We start from the raw sequence: 18975 nt of genomic DNA, 5'->3' as shown, positions 1-18975 counted from the left end.
TTTAAAGCCTATCCTCTTCGTTTATTATCTTGTTGCTGCTTACAAATCTATACCAACCGTCACTGTTTAGATAAAATATAGTATTGCTGCTTTGAAATATCGACTTCAAAGGTGAGCCAAGCAGAAAATTGAATGTATCTTTGGATGGCGAGATGCCGTAAAGAGTAAGAGAATCTTTTTTCATGATAACTTTTTTTAGAGTTATCTGATCAGGCACTAGATCAAAAAGATTTTTTATGCTATCTTTAAGTATGGTATTTGAAGCGTAAATCTCCTCGGCAACTGATTTTTCTTTGGTAAGAAAAACTATATTGGATTGAAGTTTTTTTGAAATTGTACGGGACTGTTTTGTTTTTGTTATATAACTGTTAGTTTGGTTTTTAAGTGAATGGATCTTTAATTTTATAAGCAGATCAAAACCAGAGAGTATGACCACGACCACAACTATAAAAGCAAGCCACATTTTTGATATATTGTCTATAAGCTCTTTTTTTCTAGGCGCTATAAAACTGTAACTCAAAGATTTGCCTCTTTAATCGACATATTGATCATCTCCTCTTTAACATCTATCGAATGTAGTTCCACATCCAAAAACAAATCGTTCTCTATCATAGTTATTATATCATTACTTATATTAGAATCATTATAAATGATAATTTCTTCCAAAAATTCACTCTCGTATATATCATTTTTATAGTACTCTTCTATAGCGGAACTGATAAACTTGAATATAACGACTTCTCTTCCATAAAGCTCGAGGTCTTCGAGTGTAGATGATGCAACCTCTTCTTTTGCGCTTTCTAGGATATCATCTTCTGGTTCACTGTCATCTTCTAGCTTTGTAATATCTACAAATCCATCAAACTCTTCATCTTCACTTTCTATATTGTCAAGTTCTATGCCTTCTATAACGGTATCGCTCTCTTCGGGTTTTGGTTCATCTTCTTCACTGGAAAATTCAAACTCTTTGTAAGGTATTTTAAAAAATGCACTAAATACCACTTTATCACCGTCAAATATCATAAGAGTGATGAAATTTTCCGTATATAAAAGAAACAGATTATTTTTTGTTTTTTGTTTTTTGTTGTGTATAAAGTTATTTAGCACCAAAAACGGCGAATATATAAAATCCACCCCACTCTCTTCAAACAACTCTTTTATCCATTTTATATCACTTTTTAAAGCGTATATCATCCATTTTTCTTCAATACAGACTTTTATGATTTTGTTTTTATCTATATTGTATTTTGTAAACTCTTCTTCTTTACAAGTCGGCAGACAGTTTTGCCCTGAAGCATCCAAGAGATAGGCGATATATACGAATTTATAATTTTTTTCAAGCGAAGTTAGGAACTCTTTTATATCTGAAGAGAGTCTTTTATCCTCATCCATAGGAAATCTTTTATCTTCATTTATCAGGATTTTTTCATTTTTAACTACGATATACCTAAGGACATACTCATTTTTCTCAGCCAAAACCGCTATGAAGACATTGGAAAATCTTTTTTGTATCACTTTTGACATATTCATCAAACAGTCTCCTTCATTGACAGCGGGTGAGCCATTTTGTAATTTTTTAACTTATACTCACTATCTAATTTTGTATATATTTCGGTTGTTGAAAGTGAACTATGCCCTAAAAGCCTGCTGACATCCGTTATCCTCCCGCCGGAGTTGAGTATATCGCTGGCATATGAGTGACGTAACTGATGTGGGGTCACTTTCAATCCCACTCTTTTAAAAATTTTATTTATCTTATATCTTAAACTATTTTCGCTTAATCTTTTTCCATTTTTTTCAAATATATAGATATTTCTTCTATTTTTTTCCAAAAATGAGTTGATTTTACTTTTTACAATCGGCAGAACAGGTATATTTCTGGTTTTATCTCCTTTACCGACAACTCTTATCCACTCATTTTTGATATCTTTTATCTTCAAATTTGAAAGTTCTGAAATCCTAAGACCAAACCCATACAGTAAAAGCACGATAAGTTCCTCTTCTTCATCGGCAAATTTCAAAGCCTCCTTTATATGTATAAAATCGACCGGTTTGGGAAGCGTTTTTGGAGTTTTTACACTCTCATCATTTAAGAGCTTTATTTTATATCCACTCTCTTTTAAAAATTTTACAAAACTTCTTACTATGCTTATCTTTTTCGCTATGGTTTTTTTATTGTTATTTGCGATTTTTATCCTGTATGGCATCATTTGCAAAATCATCTCATCATTTATATTTTCAATTTCCATTATCTCTACAGCTTCTAGAAGATTCAACCTGTAGGTTGTTAACGAGTGCTCACTAAAGCCTTTTATCTTTTTTTTGTACCGTAAAAATTTCTCGATATTATTTTTTAAAAAGCTCTTCATATATTTTCTTAAATTTTTTATACTCTTTGGTGGAATGCTCTACAAGATCACCGTCATCTATCACTATAGGTTTTAATTTTTCATACTGACCCATCATAACTTCACATATGAGTTTTATCTTTGCAAGTTCACCCGGTGTTATACTTTTTTTACTACTGATTTTTTTGATATCCGAAAGATACTTTTTTGCCTCTTTTATGTATTTTTCATATTTTAAGGATGCTTTACTTGCATTTAGTATGGTTAGAGCCATTCTGTTGTAAGGATCTTTGAGATAAGCCTCATTGGAGAGAGTGTAAGCTTTGTCATATTCTCCCAAACCAAAGTAAACTCTTGCCTGAAGCGATTTTTTATATGAGTCATTGAATAAGAAGAAATAAATAATCAAAAAAGAAAAAATGACAAAAAGCACGATATATAAAACTTTTTTCAGCATAAACTCTCCTCTTTTGCCATCAAGGCTGATTTTATCCTCTCTTTGGCATCTTCTTTTTCCAACCCTTCTATAGAAAACGGCTCCTGCGCATAAAGACAAATTTTTGAAAAAGGTTTAGGTATCAAAAAACCATCCCAACTCTTAAGTCTCCAAAACTTATCCGCATAAAAGTTGCATGCCACTATCTTCATATCTTTTTTTTGTGCAATGGCGACTATACCGTCAGCTATACTATACCTTGGACCTCTTGGACCATCAGGTGTGATAGCTATGTCATACCCTTCGTTTACCTTTTTAAATGCCTCTTTTAAAACTTTTACGGCACCTTTTTTACTGCTTCCCCTGATGGATTCAAAATGAAAATAACTTATGACTTTTGCTATGATCTCTCCATCGAAGTGTTCACTTATCATAGTTGCAACTTTAGGCTTATCTCTTAATTTATTGTAGATAAACGGCTGCATCAAAAGTTTTCCGTGCCAAAAGGCTATGATATACGGCTTGTTTTCCAGTCTGTTTTTTGGTAAAGAGTACTTTTTTGTACATGTTAAATATATCAATCTTATCAGGATATACCCTATTGGCGGCAAAAGCAAAGAGATAAGCTTTCTTTTGCTCTCTTTACTCAACTATATCTCCGTAAAGCACCATTCTTTTTGGGTTGGTTATAACTACATCGGCAAATTTGCCAAGATACTCTTCACTTCCTTTTGCCTGTATCATAAAGTTATTGTCACTTCTGCCGGCTATCATACCGTTTGGTTTTAACTCTTCAAAAAGTACACTAAACTTCTTTCCGTTTTGTTTTTCACTTATTTCGTCTATGATGGAAGTATGCAAATCCTGCAGTGTTTTAAGCCTCATGCTTGCTATATCGCTTGGGATTTGGTTCTTATACTCGGCTGCTTTTGTAAAAGGTCTAGGAGAATACTTAAAAGAGAACATTTGCTCAAATCTTACCTGTCTTACCACATCCAAAGTATCTTCAAAGTCTTTGTCGCTCTCTCCGGGAAACGCCACGATGATATCTGTGCTGATATGTACATCTTTTATCATATCTCTTAGTTTTAAAGCCCTATCTAAAAACCACTCTTTTGTGTAGCCTCTTTTCATCTCTTTTAAAACTTGAGTTGAGCCGCTTTGAAGTGGCATATGCATGGATTTGCATATTTTTGGATTGGTTGCGAATACTTTTAAAAATTTATCATCCATATGCAAAGGATGTGGCGAAGTAAAACGAATCCTTTCTACTCCCTCAACTTCACTCACCATCTCCAAAAGATCGCTAAAATCCATCTTTGGCTGAGCTTTATCCCCAAACCTGGCTCCATAATTATTGACATTTTGACCAAGTAAAAATATCTCTTTAGCTCCGGTTTTAACAGCTTTTTTTACTTCATTTACTATGATGGAAGGAGGTATGGATATCTCTTCTCCTCTTGTATGAGGCACGATACAGTAAGTACACTTTTTATCACATCCTATGGAGATATTGATATATGCTTTGTAAAGTGAACTTCTAAAATCCCCGAAAGCATACTCACTCTCGTCATAGTTGATATCCACATCGACAAACTTATCCTCTTTTACGGCTTTTGTTATCTTTGATACATTCCTAGCCCCCAAAACAAAACTCACACTCGGTGCTTTTTTGATGATCTCATCGCCTAGATGGCTTGCCGTACAGCCACATACTCCTATCTTAGCATCCTCTTTTTTTATCTTGTTATATGCTCCTATTTCAGAAAAAAGCTTATGAACGGGTTTTTCCCTGACACTGCATGTATTGATAAGTATAAGATCAGCCTCTTTTGCATCTTCGGTTAAATCATATCTCTCTTTTTGGGTCAACTCAGCTATCATATGCTCGCTGTCACGGACATTCATAGCACACCCGAGAGTTTCTATGTAGAGTTTTTTACGACTATTTTGCACATTAAACCTTAGAGTATATGTATCTCGTATATATAGTCATTTTCATCAAGAGTATATTTTATCTCTCTTAGGTAAACACTATATCCCATCTCTTCGAAATGCTCCACCAAAGCAACCAAGTCTTTATGAGAATTGTCTTTGTCAAAATAAAATATCTTTTGTCCCTCGTTTTTGACTATCTCTTCGATTTTTTCAAGTTTTATCTTTTTCGGTTTAGCGCCAAGTTCGGTTCTAGCCAGTTTTAATTCCATGTCTTCCTCTTTTGTTTAAGTTATAATCGAATATTTTAGCAAAAATATCATAAATTTGTGCTTTTGTTAAATTCAGCCAAAAGTCAAGCCCTGACCCAGCTATGTGCATAAGTTCAGAAACATATGGCACTCTTTAAAAAGAAATAAAGAGTGATAGATGCAAACAGATTATTTATTTAATGGAATAAAAGGTTATGTATATTTAAAGAGATTTAGCTATCTTTTTAATATGAAAACAGATGAAGCAAACAAAAGATATAAAATATTACAGTTTTATAATAAATACGGACTAGAGGCTACCAAAGATGCATTTGGTATAAGCAGGAGAACAATCTATCGATGGAAAGCAAAATTAAAAGAGAATCAAGGAAATATTCGTTCCTTAAATTCAAAATCAACCAAACTAAACAATACCAGGATGCCAACTACACCTAAAGTTATTGTTAATAAGATAAAGAAACTAAGAGAAAAATATCCAAACATGGGCAAAGCAAAATTACATGTAATGTTACAACCATGGTGTAAAGAAAACAATATTCCAGTACCTTCAGAATCTACCATCGGTAGAATCATTGCAAGAGATAAAGATAAAATGAGAATGTTCCCATATCGTATAAATTATCAAGGCAAAGTCAAACCTAAAAAAAGAGAAATTAAAACACGTAAACCCAAAGGGCTTAAAACCAAACCTATGCACATGTGGGCAGTTGATACAATTCAAAGAACATCTTTGGGAATAAAAAGATATATCATGACAATGATTGATCCCAATAGTCGTATCGCTTATGCAGTTGCAATTCCTACTAAAAATACACGCTATACCTCTAAAGTTCTTGCGGCTTTAATTGATGGATTATCATATAATGCAAAAGATATTAAAAATAAATATGCAATACTGTCTGATAACGGCTCTGAATTTAAAAAAGACTTTGATGCTCTTTTGCAAGATAAACAATTAACTCATTATTGGACATACCCAAGAAGCCCTAAAATGAACGCTCACAATGAAAGGTTTAACAGAACTCTACAAGAACAGTTTGTAGATTACTATGATGATTTACTATTTACTGATATAGATGAATTTAACAAAGAAATGGCAAATTGGCTAATTGATTATAATACGAAAAATAGCACATCATAGTTTATTTATGAAAACTCCTGTAAAATACCTTTTAGAAAATAATCCTGAGTGCCATATGTTGTGGACTAATACAATCTATTGACATTTTATACATTTTATCATATAATCATTCATATAATTATATGAAAGGTAGCTTATGCATAAGATAAGGAGTACATTTACTATTTCAGATTTTATCATTGATGAATTAAATGAAATATCAAAAGAGTTAAATGAAAAGAAAAGTCATATTGTAGAAAAAGCATTAAATATGTATTTTGATCATATAGATGAAAAAATTGCGGATAAAAGATTGGATGATTTAAAATCAGGCAAAGAAAAACTTATACCTGCTGATACAGTTTTTAAAGAACTTGGCATCTGATGTATCAATTAGTATTTTTAACTTCTGCTGAGAAAGAGTTTAAAAAACTTGATGTTGTTGCTCAAAAAATAATAAAAGAAAAACTGATCTCTTTTGCACAAAATCCAGATAATTTTAAAAACAATATCAAAGCTCTACAAGGCACATACAAAGGTAAATTTAGATTTAGAATTGCTAATTATAGAGTAATACTCAAAAAAGAGGATAAAAAACTTTTAATTACAGTAATATCTGTTGGGCATAGAAAGAGCATTTATAGATAAAAGCAAAGTAAAAAGGGGACTGTTTCTTTTTTACTTTTGAAATTCAAGAATAAGTTGACCCCAAATATCTTGTAACTTCACTACTTGTAAAACTATCTTTTAAAGCTTCTATATTCTTCCATATTGTGTTTTAAGTTATTTTTAAAATTTTACCGGATTTGGATAGCAAAGTAGAGTTTATCATGCTTTTGTTGAGTTTAAGTGATTTTTATGTATAATAACTATCTGCAATATTAAAATCACAATCACTATATTTTAATCTATTGCAAAAATCAAATGAAGAGAAAAGTATGGAAAAGATAGTTGACATAATGGAATCCATAGCCCATGAAAAAGGGCTGAACAAAGAAAATGTAAGAGATGTGGTTATAAGATCCCTTTTAAATACAGCCAAAAAAGTATATGGTGACGAATACGAGTACGAAGTAAACATAGATGACAAGACAAAAGATTTAAAACTATATCAAAAAGTCATAGTTGTCGCGGATGATGATGAGAGAGCCAAAGCCGACAATGAAAACCATATGACACTCTCAAAAGCCAAAGAGATAGATCCCGATATCGAAGTCGGGGATGAACTGACTTATGAACTTCCGCTTGACAATCTTGGAAGAACAGCTTCGGCCGTGCTTCAAAGAGAGCTTGAATTTCACATTCAAAGACTTCTTGAAGATAAAATATTTGAAAAATACCAAAAAAAGATAGGAAAACTTATATCAGGAACTGTCGTAAGAGTGGATTTTGAAGAAAATACCTTTATAGAGATAGATGAGGTAAGGGCAATCCTCCCAAGAAAAAACAGGATCAAAGGTGAAGTTTTTAAAGTCGGAAATGTTGTTAAAAGTGTTATAAGAAAAGTTTACATCGATGCGAACAAAGGTATGATAGTAGAACTCTCAAGAACGACTCCAAAATTTTTGGAAAAACTTCTTGAACTTGAAGTACCCGAGATAAAAGACGGGAATGTCATAGTGCATGATGTTGCCAGGATCCCGGGTGAGAGAGCAAAAGTATCACTAAGCTCCCACCACCCAAATATAGACCCAGTAGGTGCCACGGTAGGAACCAGAGGAGTAAGGATCATGGCTGTTAGCAAAGAACTTAAAAATGAAAATATAGATTGCATAGAGTACTCCAGCATCCCCGAGATATATATAACGAAAGCTTTGAGCCCCGCTATCGTCTCAAGTGTAAAGATAGAGGGCAAAAAAGCCATAGTCACGCTCCCGAGCGACCAAAAATCAAAAGCCATAGGCAAAAGCGGTATAAATATAAGACTCGCTTCCATGCTAACAGGTTATGAGATAGAATTGGTCGAGAGAGAAGGCGTAACCACTCCTGCAGAAGGAGACAAAAAAGAAGAAAAAACCACAGATATAAATGCATTAAAATCTCTCTTTGGTGAATAACATATGATGAACGATGCTCAGATAGAAAGATATGCAAGACATATCATCTTGCAGGATATCGGTATCGATGGACAGCTAAAACTTTTAAACTCAAAAGTACTTATCATAGGTGCCGGCGGTCTTGGAAGTCCGGTTGCTTTATATCTTGCGGCGGCAGGTGTGGGGACAATCGGCATAGCAGATGCGGATGAAGTGGATCTTAGTAACTTGCAAAGACAAGTCATACACACGACAAATGACATAGGCACACCAAAAGTCATATCCGCCAAAGAAAAAATGCTTGCTATCAATCCCGATATAACCGTAAAAACATATGAGACTTTTATAAACAAATCGAACATACTAAATATCATCGAAGAGTATGACTTTATCATAGACGGATGTGATAATTTCGCTACCAAATTTCTTATAAACGATGCTTGTATTCTTGCAAATAAACCGTTTTCTCATGGAGGGATTTTGAGATTTAGTGGGCAAACCATGACTGTACTTCCTCATAAATCAGCCTGTTATGCCTGCGTTTTTCATGAACCTCCCCCGCTTGAAAGCACTCCTACATGCTCAAGCGCAGGAGTTCTAGGGACAATTGCCGGGATGCTTGGAACCATCCAAGCTACCGAAGCAGTCAAGTACATAACCGGTTGTGGTGAACTTTTAAGCGATAAACTTCTCATATTTGACGCATTGAGTATGGATTTTGATAAAATCAACTTCAAAAAAAATGATGAATGCAGGGTATGCGGGAAAAACGGTATAAAAGAGTTGCAAGATTATGAAATGCAAGAATGTGATATAAAAGGATGAAAAATGAGCAATGTCGTTAAGGATTTTAGAGGCATAAAGTGCCCGGTAAATTTCGCAAAAACCAAAATGGTACTTAGCACTATGGATGAAGGCGATATTCTTGAATTATACATAGATGACGGATCGGCAATCAAAAACCTACCGGGTTCGGTTGAAAAAGAGGGTCACAAGGTTTTGTCAAAAGAGGAGGAAACAACAGGCGGATGGAAGATAACCATCCAAAAATGCTAATTTTCCATTTAAATTAGCAATGCTCACAAACTTTGCACAACATCAGTCTATATGATAGTTTACCAATTTTCCCTCAAGAGTTTTTAAAAAATCATATATCAAGTTTATCTCCTTTGTTGTCAAAATTACTCCTGATTGGTATCTTGCCATTATATCGATGGTTTTTTTCAACTCTTTTACACTTCCATTGTGAAAGTACGGGGCAGTTTTAGTGATATTTCTTAGTATGGGGGTTTTAAATATATACTTTTTATCTCTGCCTAAAAAATCTCCTATATTTTCAAATGGTATTTGATAGTTACTGCCTAATTTTTTTCTAAGAGGAAATCTAGCAAGGACATTTCCTCCAAGCGCGATAGAATTGTGACATCTTATACAACCTGCTTGTATAAATAGAGAAAAACCCTCCTTCTCTTTTTTACTAAGCACCCTATCATCTCCCTCTAAAAATTTATCAAATCTACTTCTGGTTAAAAGAGTCTTTTCAAAAACAGCTATGGCATATCTGATATTTTTAAAAGAGAGGGGTTTGCTATCTTTTGGGAAAACTTCTTTAAACTTGGTTTCATAGTACTCTATCTTTTGTAGATTTTTAACTGCTTCTTTTGGTGATATACTCATCTCAAAAGGAGATGTCAAAGGTCCTTTTGCTTGATCTTCTAGTGTTTTTGCCCTTGCATCCCAAAACTGACTGCTTTGCAAAGCGGCGTTTAGTACAGTAGGAGCATTTATGTGATGAGGGTTTTTCTTTCCCTCTATACCAACTGCAGCAGGTTTGTTGTCATCCCCTCCTTCAGCTATCATGTGGCAGTTACCACAAGAGACGGTATCATCTTTTGAAAGTTTGGTTTCAAAAAAGAGTCTTCTTCCAAGCCTTGCTTTTGTCTTCGTTATAGGATTTTCTTTACTGTCAAGTAATTTTTTCAAATCTTCGAAGCTTTCAGGAACAGGCTCGATGCCGTATGATGTTGCAATATCTCTAAGCAACGGTTCATTATACTTTTCAAAATGCATCACATAGATATCTTTTGCGCTTAAAAAAACTACTACAAATATTATAAGCATATACCTCATCATTGTCCTTTTGCTCTTGCGAAGTGCGGATTTAGTTTTAAAAGCAAAAGATCAGCTACGATATTTCCAAAAAGAGTTAAAAAAGTAGAGATGATGAGTATCCCCATGATAACAGGATAGTCTCTACTCATAGCACTTTGAAAAAACAGAAGTCCCATACCGTTTATGGAAAAAATGGACTCCAATATAACACTTCCTCCTATCATGCCTGGGAGTGAAAGTCCAAGTATGGTGATAATGGGCGGGTAGAGATTTGGCACTATGAATCTTTTGAAGATTATCTTATCCTCAAGCCCTCTACTTTTTGCAAAAAATATATAATCACTTTTTAGTATATCAAGGCTCAAGCTTCTAACATACATACTTAAAGTCCCCACTCCGCCAAAAACCATGACAAATATGGGAAGCACCAAATGCCATGCATAATCAGCATACCAACCGATACCGCTTTTAGGCTCTAAAGAGTGAAGTCCCGATATAGGAAACCAGTTTAGATAAACCGCAAAAAACGATACAAGCAAAAGTGCTAGATAAAATGATGGCATAGCATAGCTTATCAAAGAGAGTTGCTTTATGGATTTATCAAAAATACTCCCCTGTTTTAAAGCCGACTTTATACCAAAATAGACTGAAAACATAAATACAAGCACAAGTGAGATAAAATTCATCAGTAAAGTTATGCCGATACGGCTTAGTATCTCATCCTTCACCATTTTGCCGCTTGCAAAAGATACTCCAAAGTCAAGATGAACCATAGCCCATATCCATGAAAAATACTGCATTATCAAAGGCTTGTCCAAACCATATATCTTTTTTAAATGCTCTATCGATTCTTTTGTAATATTCGGATTTAACTCACCGCTTGCAAAAAAGGAGTTTGGTGCCAAATGAATAGCGACAAAAGATATGAGTGATATGATAAACATCATCAGCAGAATATAACCCATCTTTTTTATAAAAATTCTCATTTTAGCCTTCACATGACAAAAAGAAATATATAAGTTGCAAAACCCATTAAAGAGCTGATGCAAAGACCTAGAAAAACAGCCACTCCCAGCACTTTGTGCTTTTTTTCAAAAAAAGTTTTATCATTTTTAAAAGCAAAGTATGATTTTATAACCAGATATATCCAACCAAAAAGTGTTATAGCGGCTATAAAAACATGAATTATCAAAAATTTGCTCAAAAAGGTATATGGAACTATGGAATTTTTGGAAAATTCCGCAAAACCTCCGCTGCTTCGTACTCCCCATTCAAATATAAAAACGACTATCAAACTTATAACAAATATAGATATCTGAAGGTTTTTATGTTTTACAAACTCTTTTTTTCTTGCATACCTGATAGCGATATACAATAGCACTGGAAGAAGTAGGAAATATATCGTAACCAAAGTCATAAATAACGGTGCTTTATCCAATGAAAATACCATGTAATCATCCCTGTATTATTCTATATGATTTATTATAACATTAATAGACTAATTTACTATTTAATTTATTTGGAGTAAAATACAAGCCGATGTATCTCATTTAGTTAAATGGAGAAATAATATGAAAATCTTGAAAAAATATTGGCTGGCTGTTGTCATAGCTATTTTACTTATCATAGCAGGTGGGATGATTTATCAAAAGTTACATCCCAAAGCACTTCCATCAAACTTGATCGAGGGTACGGGGCGTATGGATGGAGATATCATCAATCTCAACACAAAGTATCCAGGTAGATTGCAAAAAGTATTTGTTGATGATGGGGTACCGGTTAAAAAAGGTATGGTTATAGGTATTTTAAAAAGCAAAGAATTTGAAGCACAACTTGCCGGATTGAATGCACAGATAAAAGCAAAACAGATGCAGCTTGATGCGCAAAAAATAGAAGAAAATATATCCAAAACTTCGATCCCTCTTTTGCTTAAAAAAGCAAAAGTTCAGTTAAATTCCACCACAGCATCTAAAAAAGCCCTGGAAGATAAAATCTTTATACAAAAAGATGTGGTTACACAGGCAAAAAAAGACTATAAACGTTCTTTAAATCTTTATAGAACCAAAAACATAGATAAGCACTCCTTCGAGCTTGCAAAGCTAAAACTTGATACCGAAAGCAAAAAATTATCCGCGTTAAATCAACAGTTGAAAAAAGTAAATTCAGGCATACAGTTAGCCAAGATAAACTTAACAAACGCAAAAGCGACACAAAAAAAGCTTCTTTTTATAAAAGCAAATATTAAAGCACTAAATGAAGGCATAAAAGCACTTCAAGCTTCAAAAGCCGAAGTGAAAGCTATGATAGATGAAATGACACTGCATTCACCCATTGACGGAATAACGATAGAAAAGATCGCTAACGCCGGTGAAGTCATAGGTGCCGGCATGCCTGTGGCTACACTTTTAGATCCGCACTCTTTATATCTCAAGATATTTGTCGATACCATTAAAAACGGTAAAATCAAACTCGGCGATAAAGCAGTCATCTTCCTTGATGCTTATCCAAACCACCCTATAAAAGCCAAAGTGGTACGAATCGCCGCAAAGGCGGAATTTACTCCGAAAGAAGTCAGTGTGAGAAGTGATAGGATCCAAAGGGTTTTTGCTGTACATCTTAAACCTCTTAAAGTTGATCCTCTTTTAAAATTGGGTATCCCTGCTATCGGCATCGTATCCATAGATGGCAAAAGCTTACCGAAATCACTTGAAAATATACCGGTATTGTAAAATATCATGTCCATTTTAGAGGTTAAAGATATAACCGTTTCTTACAAAAAAAGAGTAGGTATAAAGAATGCCTCTTTCGAAGCTGACAGCGGAGAAATCATCGGTTTCATCGGTGCTGATGGAGCAGGGAAAAGTTCACTTATGCATGCTATTGCCGGCGTGAAAAGTTTTAAGGGGGAGATAGTCTATGACGGTTTTTCATACCATATGCCAAAAGAAGCTGAAACTATAAAACCTTTTTTGGGACTGATGCCACAAGGCATAGGACTTGTACTGTATGATACTTTAACGGTGGGTGAACATTTGGAATTTTTTGCAGATTTAAGAGGCATTAAAAAGAATGAAAGATTTTTTGCATATAGAGAAAAACTGCTGCATATGGCGGGTTTAAGTGATTTTACCGATAGACAAGCCGGGCACTTAAGCGGAGGAATGATGCAAAAACTCTCTCTTATATGTACTCTTTTACATCGCCCTAAACTTCTCATCTTGGATGAGCCTACCACCGGGGTTGATCCTTTAAGTCGTATGGAATTATGGGGTATACTCGATAGCATCAGAAAAGAAGAAGGTACTGTCATGCTTGTAAGTACCGCTTATATGCAAGAAGCCTCGAAGATGGATAAAATCCTTCTTTTCGATGATGGTGAGATCATAGCCAGAGGAAGTAGCGAAGAACTTATAGATTCTATCCGAGACTACGTATATGAACAAACCGAGTGCAAACAAAACTGTCTTACTTTTAATAAAAGAACATACTCTTTGGAAAATCTTCAGGCAAAAAAAGCCAAACCTTCTCTTGAGGGGCTGTTTTTTATAAACGCATTGCAAAAGAAAAAAGAGTTGCCAAGGATCAGTATAACCAAAAGAGAGAAACCTCTTGAAATACCGCCGGTTGTTATGCGATCTTCAGGCATCACGAAAAGATTTGGCAAGTTTGTAGCGGATGACCATATAGATATGGAGCTTAAACGAGGTGAGATATTGGGACTTCTTGGAGCAAACGGAGCTGGGAAGACCACCTTTATAAAGATGCTTTTGGGACTTTATCCTATAGATGAGGGGGAGCTTACACTGCTTGGAAAGGTCATCCGAAGTGGAGAGGACCGCCAGACACTCAAGTCACAAATAGGCTATGTCAGTCAGCATTTTGCACTATATAACGATATGACCGTAAGAGAAAACTTGATCTACTTTGCCAATATGCACAGACTACCCATGGATACTACTCTAAAAAGGATTGAACAGTATGCAAATCAACTGGGATTTAAGCAATACTTAGATGAACTTCCTACTTCTTTGCCTCTTGGGGTCAATCAGAGATTTTCCATCGCTGCGGCACTTTTGCACGAACCGCTTGTTCTCTTTTTGGATGAACCTACAAGCGGAGTTGACACCATAGCGAGAGCACAATTTTGGCAAATACTGAAAAAACTAAAAGAGAAGTGGGATATCTCCATACTCATCACGACACACTATATGAGTGAGGCGGAATACTGCGACAGGGTCGTACTTCTCAAACAGGGTAAAAAGATAGCGGATGATACTATAGATAATTTTTACAAAAAGCACCCTGATGCCAAAACTTTTGAAGATATTTTCTTGACATACTACAAGGATGTCGCATGAGGATAACCACCATAAAAGCATACATTCTCAAAGAGTTTATGGAACTTTACAGGACCCGTCTTATCGTAATGGTCTATCTTTTGCCTACGATGATCCTTCTGCTTTTTGGTTATGGTATCCGTCTTGATGTAACACATGCAAGGATACTCATCATAGATAATGACGCAAGCAAGTACTCCCAAATGCTTATATCCAAATTTGAACATACAAAATACTTCAATGCCCAAATAACACAGATGAACGAACAAAATGCACTAAGACTCATCAAGCAGGCTAAAAAGGATGCCATTATGATCATCCCGGCCTTATTTGAAAAACGACTCTTACATGGTCAAAAAAGCGAGATAGGGGTTTTTGTGGATGCATCGTTTCCTACAAGGGCTACAACTATAGAAAGCTATATAAAAGGAACTATACTAAGTGCGGCGGAGGAAGTAGCCAAGAGAAGCAATCTTCATACAAAAGGTCTTATCACTATCAATCAGCGTGTTTTGTTCAATCAAGCAATGCGTGATGAAGATGCCATAGTTCCCGGTCTCATAGGACTTGTTCTTTTGGTTGCACCGGCGATTTTATCCGCACTTTTGATAGTGAAAGAAAAAGAGAAGGGAACTATCTTCAACTTTTATGCTTCACCTTTGGGCAAGGGTGAGTTTTTATTTGCCAAACTTTTTCCTGCATTTTTACTCCATTCGCTCAATATCTTTATACTCTTCTTGTTGGCGGTTTATGTTTTTGGGGTACCTTTTAGGGGCAATTTTACACTCTACTGGTTTAGCAGTGAGCTTTATGTCCTTGTTAGTCTTTCGATCGGTATGCTTATCTCCATCGTTACAAGCAGGCAGGTTGTGGCTGTAGTTTTGACGGTCATCATCACTATCATACCAGGATTTTTGTATTCGGGTATTCTTATGCCTATATCTTCCATGGTAGGAGAATCATATGTAGAGGCCCACAGTTTTCCCGTGATGTACTACAATCATATAGTTTATGATACTTTTTTGATAGGACAAGGGTTAAGTTCTCAAAAAAATATAATATATCTGCTTATCCTTACAGGATTTGCTTTTGTACTTTTTAGTATCGGCACGATGCTGCTTAAGAAGGAGATGAAGTAATGCGTGTATTTGCCATGATACTTAGCAAAGAATTACTTGGTTTCTTGCGTTCAACGATGCTTGTGCTGCTTGTTATATACTTTTTTACGGCTGATGTTTATATCGCGGGTGCCGGAATCCAGATAAAACCGCGCAATGTAGTTGTAGGATATGTAGATGAAACAGGTGGCGGAATAAGTCAAAAAATACTATCTAAACTTCATATGCCCGAATTCAAACCGCCTGTCGCTTTTCTTTCGCAAAAAGCACTCTCAAAGGCGATATTCAATAAAGAAGTGATGGTCGGTATCATATTTGACAGCAATTTTGCAAAAAACTACAGAAGTGGTAAAAAAGCTCGTATCAATCTACTATTGGATGCTACAGCGGCGTCACAAAGCTTAACTACGCTTAATTATCTTCAAAATATCATACTTGATTTTCAATCACATAATTTTCCGCTTCAGATAAAATCACACAAACTTTTCAACCAAAATGCAAACAATCATACTTTTATGGCTCTAACGGAACTTTTATCTGTCATAACACTACTTGTTGTGATTTTAACAGCCGTGGTATTCGTAAAAGAAAAAGAAGAAGGAACGTGGGATATTATGCTTCTTATGCCGATAGATCCGAAGATAACCATCCTTGCAAAAAGCTTATCTCAAGTTATTATCATCATGATAGGAACCATCTTAACTGTCGGCTTTGTACTGTTTGGAGCGTTTGACATACCTTTGAACGGATCATTTTGGGCATTTATACTGCTTACTTTTTTTTACTCATTCTCAAGTGCGGGTATAGGACTTTTCGTTGCGGCAGTATCGAAAAATGTGATGCAAGTAGCCCAGCTTTCCATCGTTATCATGATGCCGCTTATATTTTTAAGCGGAGCTTGGACTCCTATATATGCTATGCATCCTGTATTTCAAGAACTCTCACTCTTTTCACCACTTAGGTACTATATAGAAGGAGCTGAAAGTATCTTTTTTAGAGGCACATCTTTTGTTGATCTTTGGCCATATTTTAGTGGAGTTTTTCTTTTAGGGATTGTTCTTTACCGGTATGGCTTTAGAAAAATAGGCAAGCTATTCTGATGTGATTTGAACTAAATCAGGTTGACACCTTTTCTATACACCGTCCCGATAAAAGTTGCAATTGGATTGTCTTCGCTGTCATGTATCTTTACCTCATATGAAGCTATATGTCTTCCATCTTTTATCTCTTTGGCTATGGCGTAAACATTACCGCTTGATACAGCCTTGTGGAATGTTATATTTACATTTATGGCAAGCGAAAGATTATTTTTGGAGTTTGAAGCAAGAGCAAAAGCATAATCAGCCAAAGAAAACAAAAACCCGCCATGCACGGCATCAGCCGCATTTAAATGCTCATCTTTGATATTTGCTTTTACCTTTGCATAGCCTTCTTGCAATTCTACTATCTCAAAATTTAAAAGTTTTGAAAATCTGTCTTTTTTTTCAATGAAGGATTTTAATTTATTTAACATCTGTTTTTCCTGGTTTGACTATATAATTATAACTTTTGACTTTTGCCATAATTTTCTCTTTTTATAAACATGTAAAATTTTTAGCTGGAGGATATCTTTAAAATTATATTTTTCTTAGCAATCTATCTTTAAAAGAGATATCAATCCTTTATCAATAAGAATTTTTTCTCGACTCGTTAAGGTGGAGAGTTTTTCCAATACTCTATTTTTTGAAATAGACCTTATATTTTCTATCATCACATCACTATCACTATTTAATTTTTCTCTTTTTAAGATTCTTACTCTTAGGGGCAATGCATCGTTTATGAGATTGGTTGTCAATGGAGCAACTGTAATCAAGTCCAGAATATCATTTAACACATCATCGGAAACTACAACGGCAGGTCTTATTTTGCCTACTTCTTCTTTTTGTCTTTGTGGATTGAAATTGGCGAGTATAATATCTCCCTTTTTATATTCCATCACTCAGACTACCTTCTAAAATAGCATTTTCCTTGGTACTATTTTCTTTTATTTTATGTGCACATTTTGATAGCTTTTTATTTTTTATATATTCAAGAAACTCATCTGCGAGACTATTGCCTATATAAAGACCTAAAAATTTCTTTCTCTTTTTATCTTCAATAGCCAAATAACTATCTTTATCTATACGAAGCAATGAAGGATTTCTAAGTATGTCTCTTGTACCATATGTTTTCATCACAATCCTTTTTGACTTTATTGTCAAATATTATATCAAATATAAATTTTAAAAGTCAACTGTTAAAGAAAAAAGAGAGATAAAGACATTAGGCATGGCATTATAGGTCGCGTGATAGTAATAGTACTAAGTATTTTTATCAATTAGCCTAGTTTGCTAACTTGCTCGTATATGCTGCACAGCCTCCTCTTTTAATCTTTCTGCAATCCATACTTTTATGATGGATTGTCTTGTAACTCCAACTTTTTTAGCTTCTTTATCTAAAGATTCTATTATCCATTCTGGAAAATCCACATTTACCTTTTTGGTATTTGTTTTAAGTTTTTTCATATCTTTTAGTTTCACTGCTGAGTTAAAGTCTAAATATTCGCTTATATCTTCACCACTATCAAATTTATCATCAAACTCTTTAGCTACTATATTTTTCATAATTTTTCTCCTCTTTTCTTCTGCATCTTCTTACGCTTATAATTCTGTAAACTTTATCTCTTAATGTAAAAATAGCTACATAACATTTATCATTATATGTAGCTATCAAAGCATACCTAACTTCTTCATCTATGATATTAGCTGGAATTATTAGAGCATTTTCATTTTTCCATAAGTTTTGTGCTTCTATAAAATCAATCCCGTGTTTTTCTTTATTGATTTTGCTCTTATTTTCATCATATTCAAATTGCATATAATTCCTTTTAAGGATATAATAATTATACTTTAATTATATCTTATTTGTCAAGTTTGAAATATTTATGATGAGTTTGTTAAGAAATATTTAGATTAAAAGGAGACAGTCCCTTACCAATAGGACTTATATACAAAAAAGTCACAAAATGCGAAAAAGGCAAAGCAGTTTGCCTTTTTTATCGCAAGTATTTTTTATTGTGTTTGCTTTGCAAACCACTTTTCACCTTTGGTGGAATTTCTTTATTTTCACCTTCGGTGAAAGAACCGTAAATCTACCTCATTTCATTCGCCACGATTTACTCTAAGGTACTCGGACTTTTTAGATGTTCGTCACTAAAATCCTTGATTTTAGGACTTACATACA

The 18975-nt window shown here is 34.5% G+C and carries 25 protein-coding genes; 10 read left to right on the top strand and 15 right to left on the bottom strand.

What is annotated here, in order from left to right; all coding sequences use genetic code 11:
- Position 1: 1 nt before the first annotated feature.
- From ACZ47B_RS00350 to ACZ47B_RS00320, 7 genes are read right to left on the bottom strand one after another with little or no spacing between them, the layout of a single operon-like run.
- Complete coding sequence (locus ACZ47B_RS00350) at positions 2 to 520, bottom strand: hypothetical protein (protein WP_464894689.1); 519 nt, start codon at positions 518 to 520, stop codon at positions 2 to 4.
- Entirely contained in the window at positions 517 to 1530 is a 1014-nt protein-coding gene (locus ACZ47B_RS00345; RefSeq protein WP_464894688.1) for a hypothetical protein, read from the bottom strand. Before ACZ47B_RS00345 ends, ACZ47B_RS00350 begins: the two co-directional genes overlap by 4 nt.
- Complete coding sequence (locus ACZ47B_RS00340) at positions 1530 to 2369, bottom strand: tyrosine-type recombinase/integrase (RefSeq protein ID WP_464894687.1); 840 nt, start codon at positions 2367 to 2369, stop codon at positions 1530 to 1532. The genes ACZ47B_RS00345 and ACZ47B_RS00340 overlap by 1 nt, the downstream gene beginning before the upstream one ends.
- Positions 2347 to 2805, bottom strand: coding sequence for a hypothetical protein (locus ACZ47B_RS00335; RefSeq protein ID WP_464894686.1), 459 nt, complete (start codon positions 2803 to 2805; stop codon positions 2347 to 2349). Before ACZ47B_RS00335 ends, ACZ47B_RS00340 begins: the two co-directional genes overlap by 23 nt.
- On the bottom strand, positions 2799 to 3434 hold the full coding sequence (locus tag ACZ47B_RS00330; RefSeq protein WP_464894685.1) for a lysophospholipid acyltransferase family protein: 636 nt from the start codon (positions 3432 to 3434) through the stop codon (positions 2799 to 2801). The genes ACZ47B_RS00335 and ACZ47B_RS00330 overlap by 7 nt, the downstream gene beginning before the upstream one ends.
- Positions 3427 to 4692, bottom strand: coding sequence for a tRNA (N6-isopentenyl adenosine(37)-C2)-methylthiotransferase MiaB (miaB, locus tag ACZ47B_RS00325; RefSeq protein ID WP_464895737.1), 1266 nt, complete (start codon positions 4690 to 4692; stop codon positions 3427 to 3429). The genes ACZ47B_RS00330 and miaB overlap by 8 nt, the downstream gene beginning before the upstream one ends.
- A 56-nt stretch (positions 4693 to 4748) precedes the next feature.
- The gene (locus ACZ47B_RS00320; RefSeq protein ID WP_464894684.1) at positions 4749 to 4991 is read right to left on the bottom strand and encodes an HP0268 family nuclease; all 243 of its coding nucleotides are present in this window, start codon (positions 4989 to 4991) and stop codon (positions 4749 to 4751) included.
- Positions 4992 to 5148: 157 nt separating this feature from the next.
- Between ACZ47B_RS00320 and ACZ47B_RS00315 the strand changes: the two genes are divergently transcribed.
- From ACZ47B_RS00315 to ACZ47B_RS00290, 6 genes are all read left to right on the top strand, one after another.
- On the top strand, positions 5149 to 6132 hold the full coding sequence (locus ACZ47B_RS00315; RefSeq protein WP_464894683.1) for a DDE-type integrase/transposase/recombinase: 984 nt from the start codon (positions 5149 to 5151) through the stop codon (positions 6130 to 6132).
- Positions 6133 to 6268: 136 nt separating this feature from the next.
- A complete protein-coding gene (locus ACZ47B_RS00310) occupies positions 6269 to 6496 on the top strand; it encodes a CopG family transcriptional regulator (protein WP_464894682.1) in 228 nt (75 codons plus the stop codon).
- Positions 6496 to 6759, top strand: coding sequence for a type II toxin-antitoxin system RelE family toxin (locus ACZ47B_RS00305; protein ID WP_464894681.1), 264 nt, complete (start codon positions 6496 to 6498; stop codon positions 6757 to 6759). The genes ACZ47B_RS00310 and ACZ47B_RS00305 overlap by 1 nt, the downstream gene beginning before the upstream one ends.
- Positions 6760 to 7049: 290 nt before the next feature.
- Entirely contained in the window at positions 7050 to 8168 is a 1119-nt protein-coding gene (nusA, locus tag ACZ47B_RS00300) for a transcription termination factor NusA (RefSeq protein ID WP_464894680.1), read from the top strand.
- A gap of 3 nt (positions 8169 to 8171) precedes the next feature.
- Entirely contained in the window at positions 8172 to 8972 is an 801-nt protein-coding gene (locus ACZ47B_RS00295) for a HesA/MoeB/ThiF family protein (protein WP_464894679.1), read from the top strand.
- Positions 8973 to 8975: 3 nt separating this feature from the next.
- Complete coding sequence (locus ACZ47B_RS00290; RefSeq protein ID WP_464894678.1) at positions 8976 to 9203, top strand: sulfurtransferase TusA family protein; 228 nt, start codon at positions 8976 to 8978, stop codon at positions 9201 to 9203.
- Between the two features lie 42 nt (positions 9204 to 9245).
- On the opposite strand, the gene ACZ47B_RS00285 is transcribed toward ACZ47B_RS00290, so the two are convergent.
- Genes ACZ47B_RS00285 through ACZ47B_RS00275 form a run of 3 tightly spaced genes read right to left on the bottom strand, consistent with a single transcriptional unit; the run spans position 9246 to position 11709 of the window.
- Positions 9246 to 10268 carry a cytochrome-c peroxidase gene (locus tag ACZ47B_RS00285; protein ID WP_464894677.1) on the bottom strand — a complete coding sequence of 341 codons (1023 nt, stop codon included), beginning with the start codon at positions 10266 to 10268 and terminating at the stop codon, positions 9246 to 9248.
- An 8-nt stretch (positions 10269 to 10276) separates the two neighbouring features.
- Complete coding sequence (locus ACZ47B_RS00280) at positions 10277 to 11245, bottom strand: ABC transporter permease (RefSeq protein WP_464894676.1); 969 nt, start codon at positions 11243 to 11245, stop codon at positions 10277 to 10279.
- Positions 11246 to 11253: 8 nt separating this feature from the next.
- Positions 11254 to 11709 carry a DUF420 domain-containing protein gene (locus ACZ47B_RS00275; RefSeq protein WP_464894675.1) on the bottom strand — a complete coding sequence of 152 codons (456 nt, stop codon included), beginning with the start codon at positions 11707 to 11709 and terminating at the stop codon, positions 11254 to 11256.
- Positions 11710 to 11830: 121 nt separating this feature from the next.
- On the opposite strand from ACZ47B_RS00275, the gene ACZ47B_RS00270 reads away from it, so the two are divergent.
- From ACZ47B_RS00270 to ACZ47B_RS00255, 4 genes are read left to right on the top strand one after another with little or no spacing between them, the layout of a single operon-like run.
- A complete protein-coding gene (locus ACZ47B_RS00270; RefSeq protein ID WP_464894674.1) occupies positions 11831 to 12988 on the top strand; it encodes an HlyD family secretion protein in 1158 nt (385 codons plus the stop codon).
- Positions 12989 to 12994: 6 nt separating this feature from the next.
- Complete coding sequence (locus ACZ47B_RS00265; RefSeq protein WP_464894673.1) at positions 12995 to 14617, top strand: ATP-binding cassette domain-containing protein; 1623 nt, start codon at positions 12995 to 12997, stop codon at positions 14615 to 14617.
- A complete protein-coding gene (locus tag ACZ47B_RS00260) occupies positions 14614 to 15735 on the top strand; it encodes an ABC transporter permease (RefSeq protein ID WP_464894672.1) in 1122 nt (373 codons plus the stop codon). The genes ACZ47B_RS00265 and ACZ47B_RS00260 overlap by 4 nt, the downstream gene beginning before the upstream one ends.
- Entirely contained in the window at positions 15735 to 16814 is a 1080-nt protein-coding gene (locus tag ACZ47B_RS00255; RefSeq protein ID WP_464894671.1) for an ABC transporter permease, read from the top strand. Before ACZ47B_RS00260 ends, ACZ47B_RS00255 begins: the two co-directional genes overlap by 1 nt.
- An 11-nt stretch (positions 16815 to 16825) precedes the next feature.
- Here ACZ47B_RS00255 and ACZ47B_RS00250 read toward each other — a convergent pair whose 3' ends face one another.
- The 5 genes from ACZ47B_RS00250 to ACZ47B_RS00230 all read right to left on the bottom strand — a co-directional run bounded on the left by ACZ47B_RS00250 (position 16826) and on the right by ACZ47B_RS00230 (position 18609).
- The gene (locus tag ACZ47B_RS00250; RefSeq protein ID WP_464894670.1) at positions 16826 to 17227 is read right to left on the bottom strand and encodes a PaaI family thioesterase; all 402 of its coding nucleotides are present in this window, start codon (positions 17225 to 17227) and stop codon (positions 16826 to 16828) included.
- Positions 17228 to 17341: 114 nt separating this feature from the next.
- Positions 17342 to 17689, bottom strand: coding sequence for a type II toxin-antitoxin system PemK/MazF family toxin (locus ACZ47B_RS00245; RefSeq protein ID WP_464894669.1), 348 nt, complete (start codon positions 17687 to 17689; stop codon positions 17342 to 17344).
- Complete coding sequence (locus ACZ47B_RS00240; protein WP_464894668.1) at positions 17679 to 17927, bottom strand: hypothetical protein; 249 nt, start codon at positions 17925 to 17927, stop codon at positions 17679 to 17681. The genes ACZ47B_RS00245 and ACZ47B_RS00240 overlap by 11 nt, the downstream gene beginning before the upstream one ends.
- Positions 17928 to 18083: 156 nt before the next feature.
- Entirely contained in the window at positions 18084 to 18356 is a 273-nt protein-coding gene (gene brnA / locus ACZ47B_RS00235) for a type II toxin-antitoxin system BrnA family antitoxin (protein ID WP_464894667.1), read from the bottom strand.
- Positions 18337 to 18609, bottom strand: a complete 273-nt coding sequence (locus ACZ47B_RS00230; protein ID WP_464894666.1) for a BrnT family toxin — start codon at positions 18607 to 18609, stop codon at positions 18337 to 18339. The genes brnA and ACZ47B_RS00230 overlap by 20 nt, the downstream gene beginning before the upstream one ends.
- Positions 18610 to 18975 lie beyond the last annotated feature (366 nt).

This window comes from Thiofractor thiocamini (genome assembly GCF_055384375.1).
This window is presented reverse-complemented; position numbering and strand designations above follow the sequence as displayed.

Bases quoted from the DNA above. Each gene is read 5' to 3' on its own strand.
- ACZ47B_RS00345 (WP_464894688.1), bottom strand. From the start codon at position 1,530: ATGAATATGTCAAAAGTGATACAAAAAAGATTTTCCAATGTCTTCATA.
- ACZ47B_RS00340 (WP_464894687.1), bottom strand. From the start codon at position 2,369: ATGAAGAGCTTTTTAAAAAATAATATCGAGAAATTTTTACGGTACAAA.
- ACZ47B_RS00335 (WP_464894686.1), bottom strand. From the start codon at position 2,805: ATGCTGAAAAAAGTTTTATATATCGTGCTTTTTGTCATTTTTTCTTTT.
- miaB (WP_464895737.1), bottom strand. From the start codon at position 4,692: ATGAATGTCCGTGACAGCGAGCATATGATAGCTGAGTTGACCCAAAAA.
- ACZ47B_RS00320 (WP_464894684.1), bottom strand. From the start codon at position 4,991: ATGGAATTAAAACTGGCTAGAACCGAACTTGGCGCTAAACCGAAAAAG.
- ACZ47B_RS00315 (WP_464894683.1), top strand. From the start codon at position 5,149: ATGCAAACAGATTATTTATTTAATGGAATAAAAGGTTATGTATATTTA.
- ACZ47B_RS00310 (WP_464894682.1), top strand. From the start codon at position 6,269: ATGCATAAGATAAGGAGTACATTTACTATTTCAGATTTTATCATTGAT.
- ACZ47B_RS00305 (WP_464894681.1), top strand. From the start codon at position 6,496: ATGTATCAATTAGTATTTTTAACTTCTGCTGAGAAAGAGTTTAAAAAA.
- nusA (WP_464894680.1), top strand. From the start codon at position 7,050: ATGGAAAAGATAGTTGACATAATGGAATCCATAGCCCATGAAAAAGGG.
- ACZ47B_RS00295 (WP_464894679.1), top strand. From the start codon at position 8,172: ATGATGAACGATGCTCAGATAGAAAGATATGCAAGACATATCATCTTG.
- ACZ47B_RS00290 (WP_464894678.1), top strand. From the start codon at position 8,976: ATGAGCAATGTCGTTAAGGATTTTAGAGGCATAAAGTGCCCGGTAAAT.
- ACZ47B_RS00285 (WP_464894677.1), bottom strand. From the start codon at position 10,268: ATGCTTATAATATTTGTAGTAGTTTTTTTAAGCGCAAAAGATATCTAT.
- ACZ47B_RS00280 (WP_464894676.1), bottom strand. From the start codon at position 11,245: ATGAGAATTTTTATAAAAAAGATGGGTTATATTCTGCTGATGATGTTT.
- ACZ47B_RS00275 (WP_464894675.1), bottom strand. From the start codon at position 11,709: ATGGTATTTTCATTGGATAAAGCACCGTTATTTATGACTTTGGTTACG.
- ACZ47B_RS00270 (WP_464894674.1), top strand. From the start codon at position 11,831: ATGAAAATCTTGAAAAAATATTGGCTGGCTGTTGTCATAGCTATTTTA.
- ACZ47B_RS00265 (WP_464894673.1), top strand. From the start codon at position 12,995: ATGTCCATTTTAGAGGTTAAAGATATAACCGTTTCTTACAAAAAAAGA.
- ACZ47B_RS00260 (WP_464894672.1), top strand. From the start codon at position 14,614: ATGAGGATAACCACCATAAAAGCATACATTCTCAAAGAGTTTATGGAA.
- ACZ47B_RS00255 (WP_464894671.1), top strand. From the start codon at position 15,735: ATGCGTGTATTTGCCATGATACTTAGCAAAGAATTACTTGGTTTCTTG.
- ACZ47B_RS00250 (WP_464894670.1), bottom strand. From the start codon at position 17,227: ATGTTAAATAAATTAAAATCCTTCATTGAAAAAAAAGACAGATTTTCA.
- ACZ47B_RS00245 (WP_464894669.1), bottom strand. From the start codon at position 17,689: ATGGAATATAAAAAGGGAGATATTATACTCGCCAATTTCAATCCACAA.
- ACZ47B_RS00240 (WP_464894668.1), bottom strand. From the start codon at position 17,927: ATGAAAACATATGGTACAAGAGACATACTTAGAAATCCTTCATTGCTT.
- brnA (WP_464894667.1), bottom strand. From the start codon at position 18,356: ATGAAAAATATAGTAGCTAAAGAGTTTGATGATAAATTTGATAGTGGT.
- ACZ47B_RS00230 (WP_464894666.1), bottom strand. From the start codon at position 18,609: ATGCAATTTGAATATGATGAAAATAAGAGCAAAATCAATAAAGAAAAA.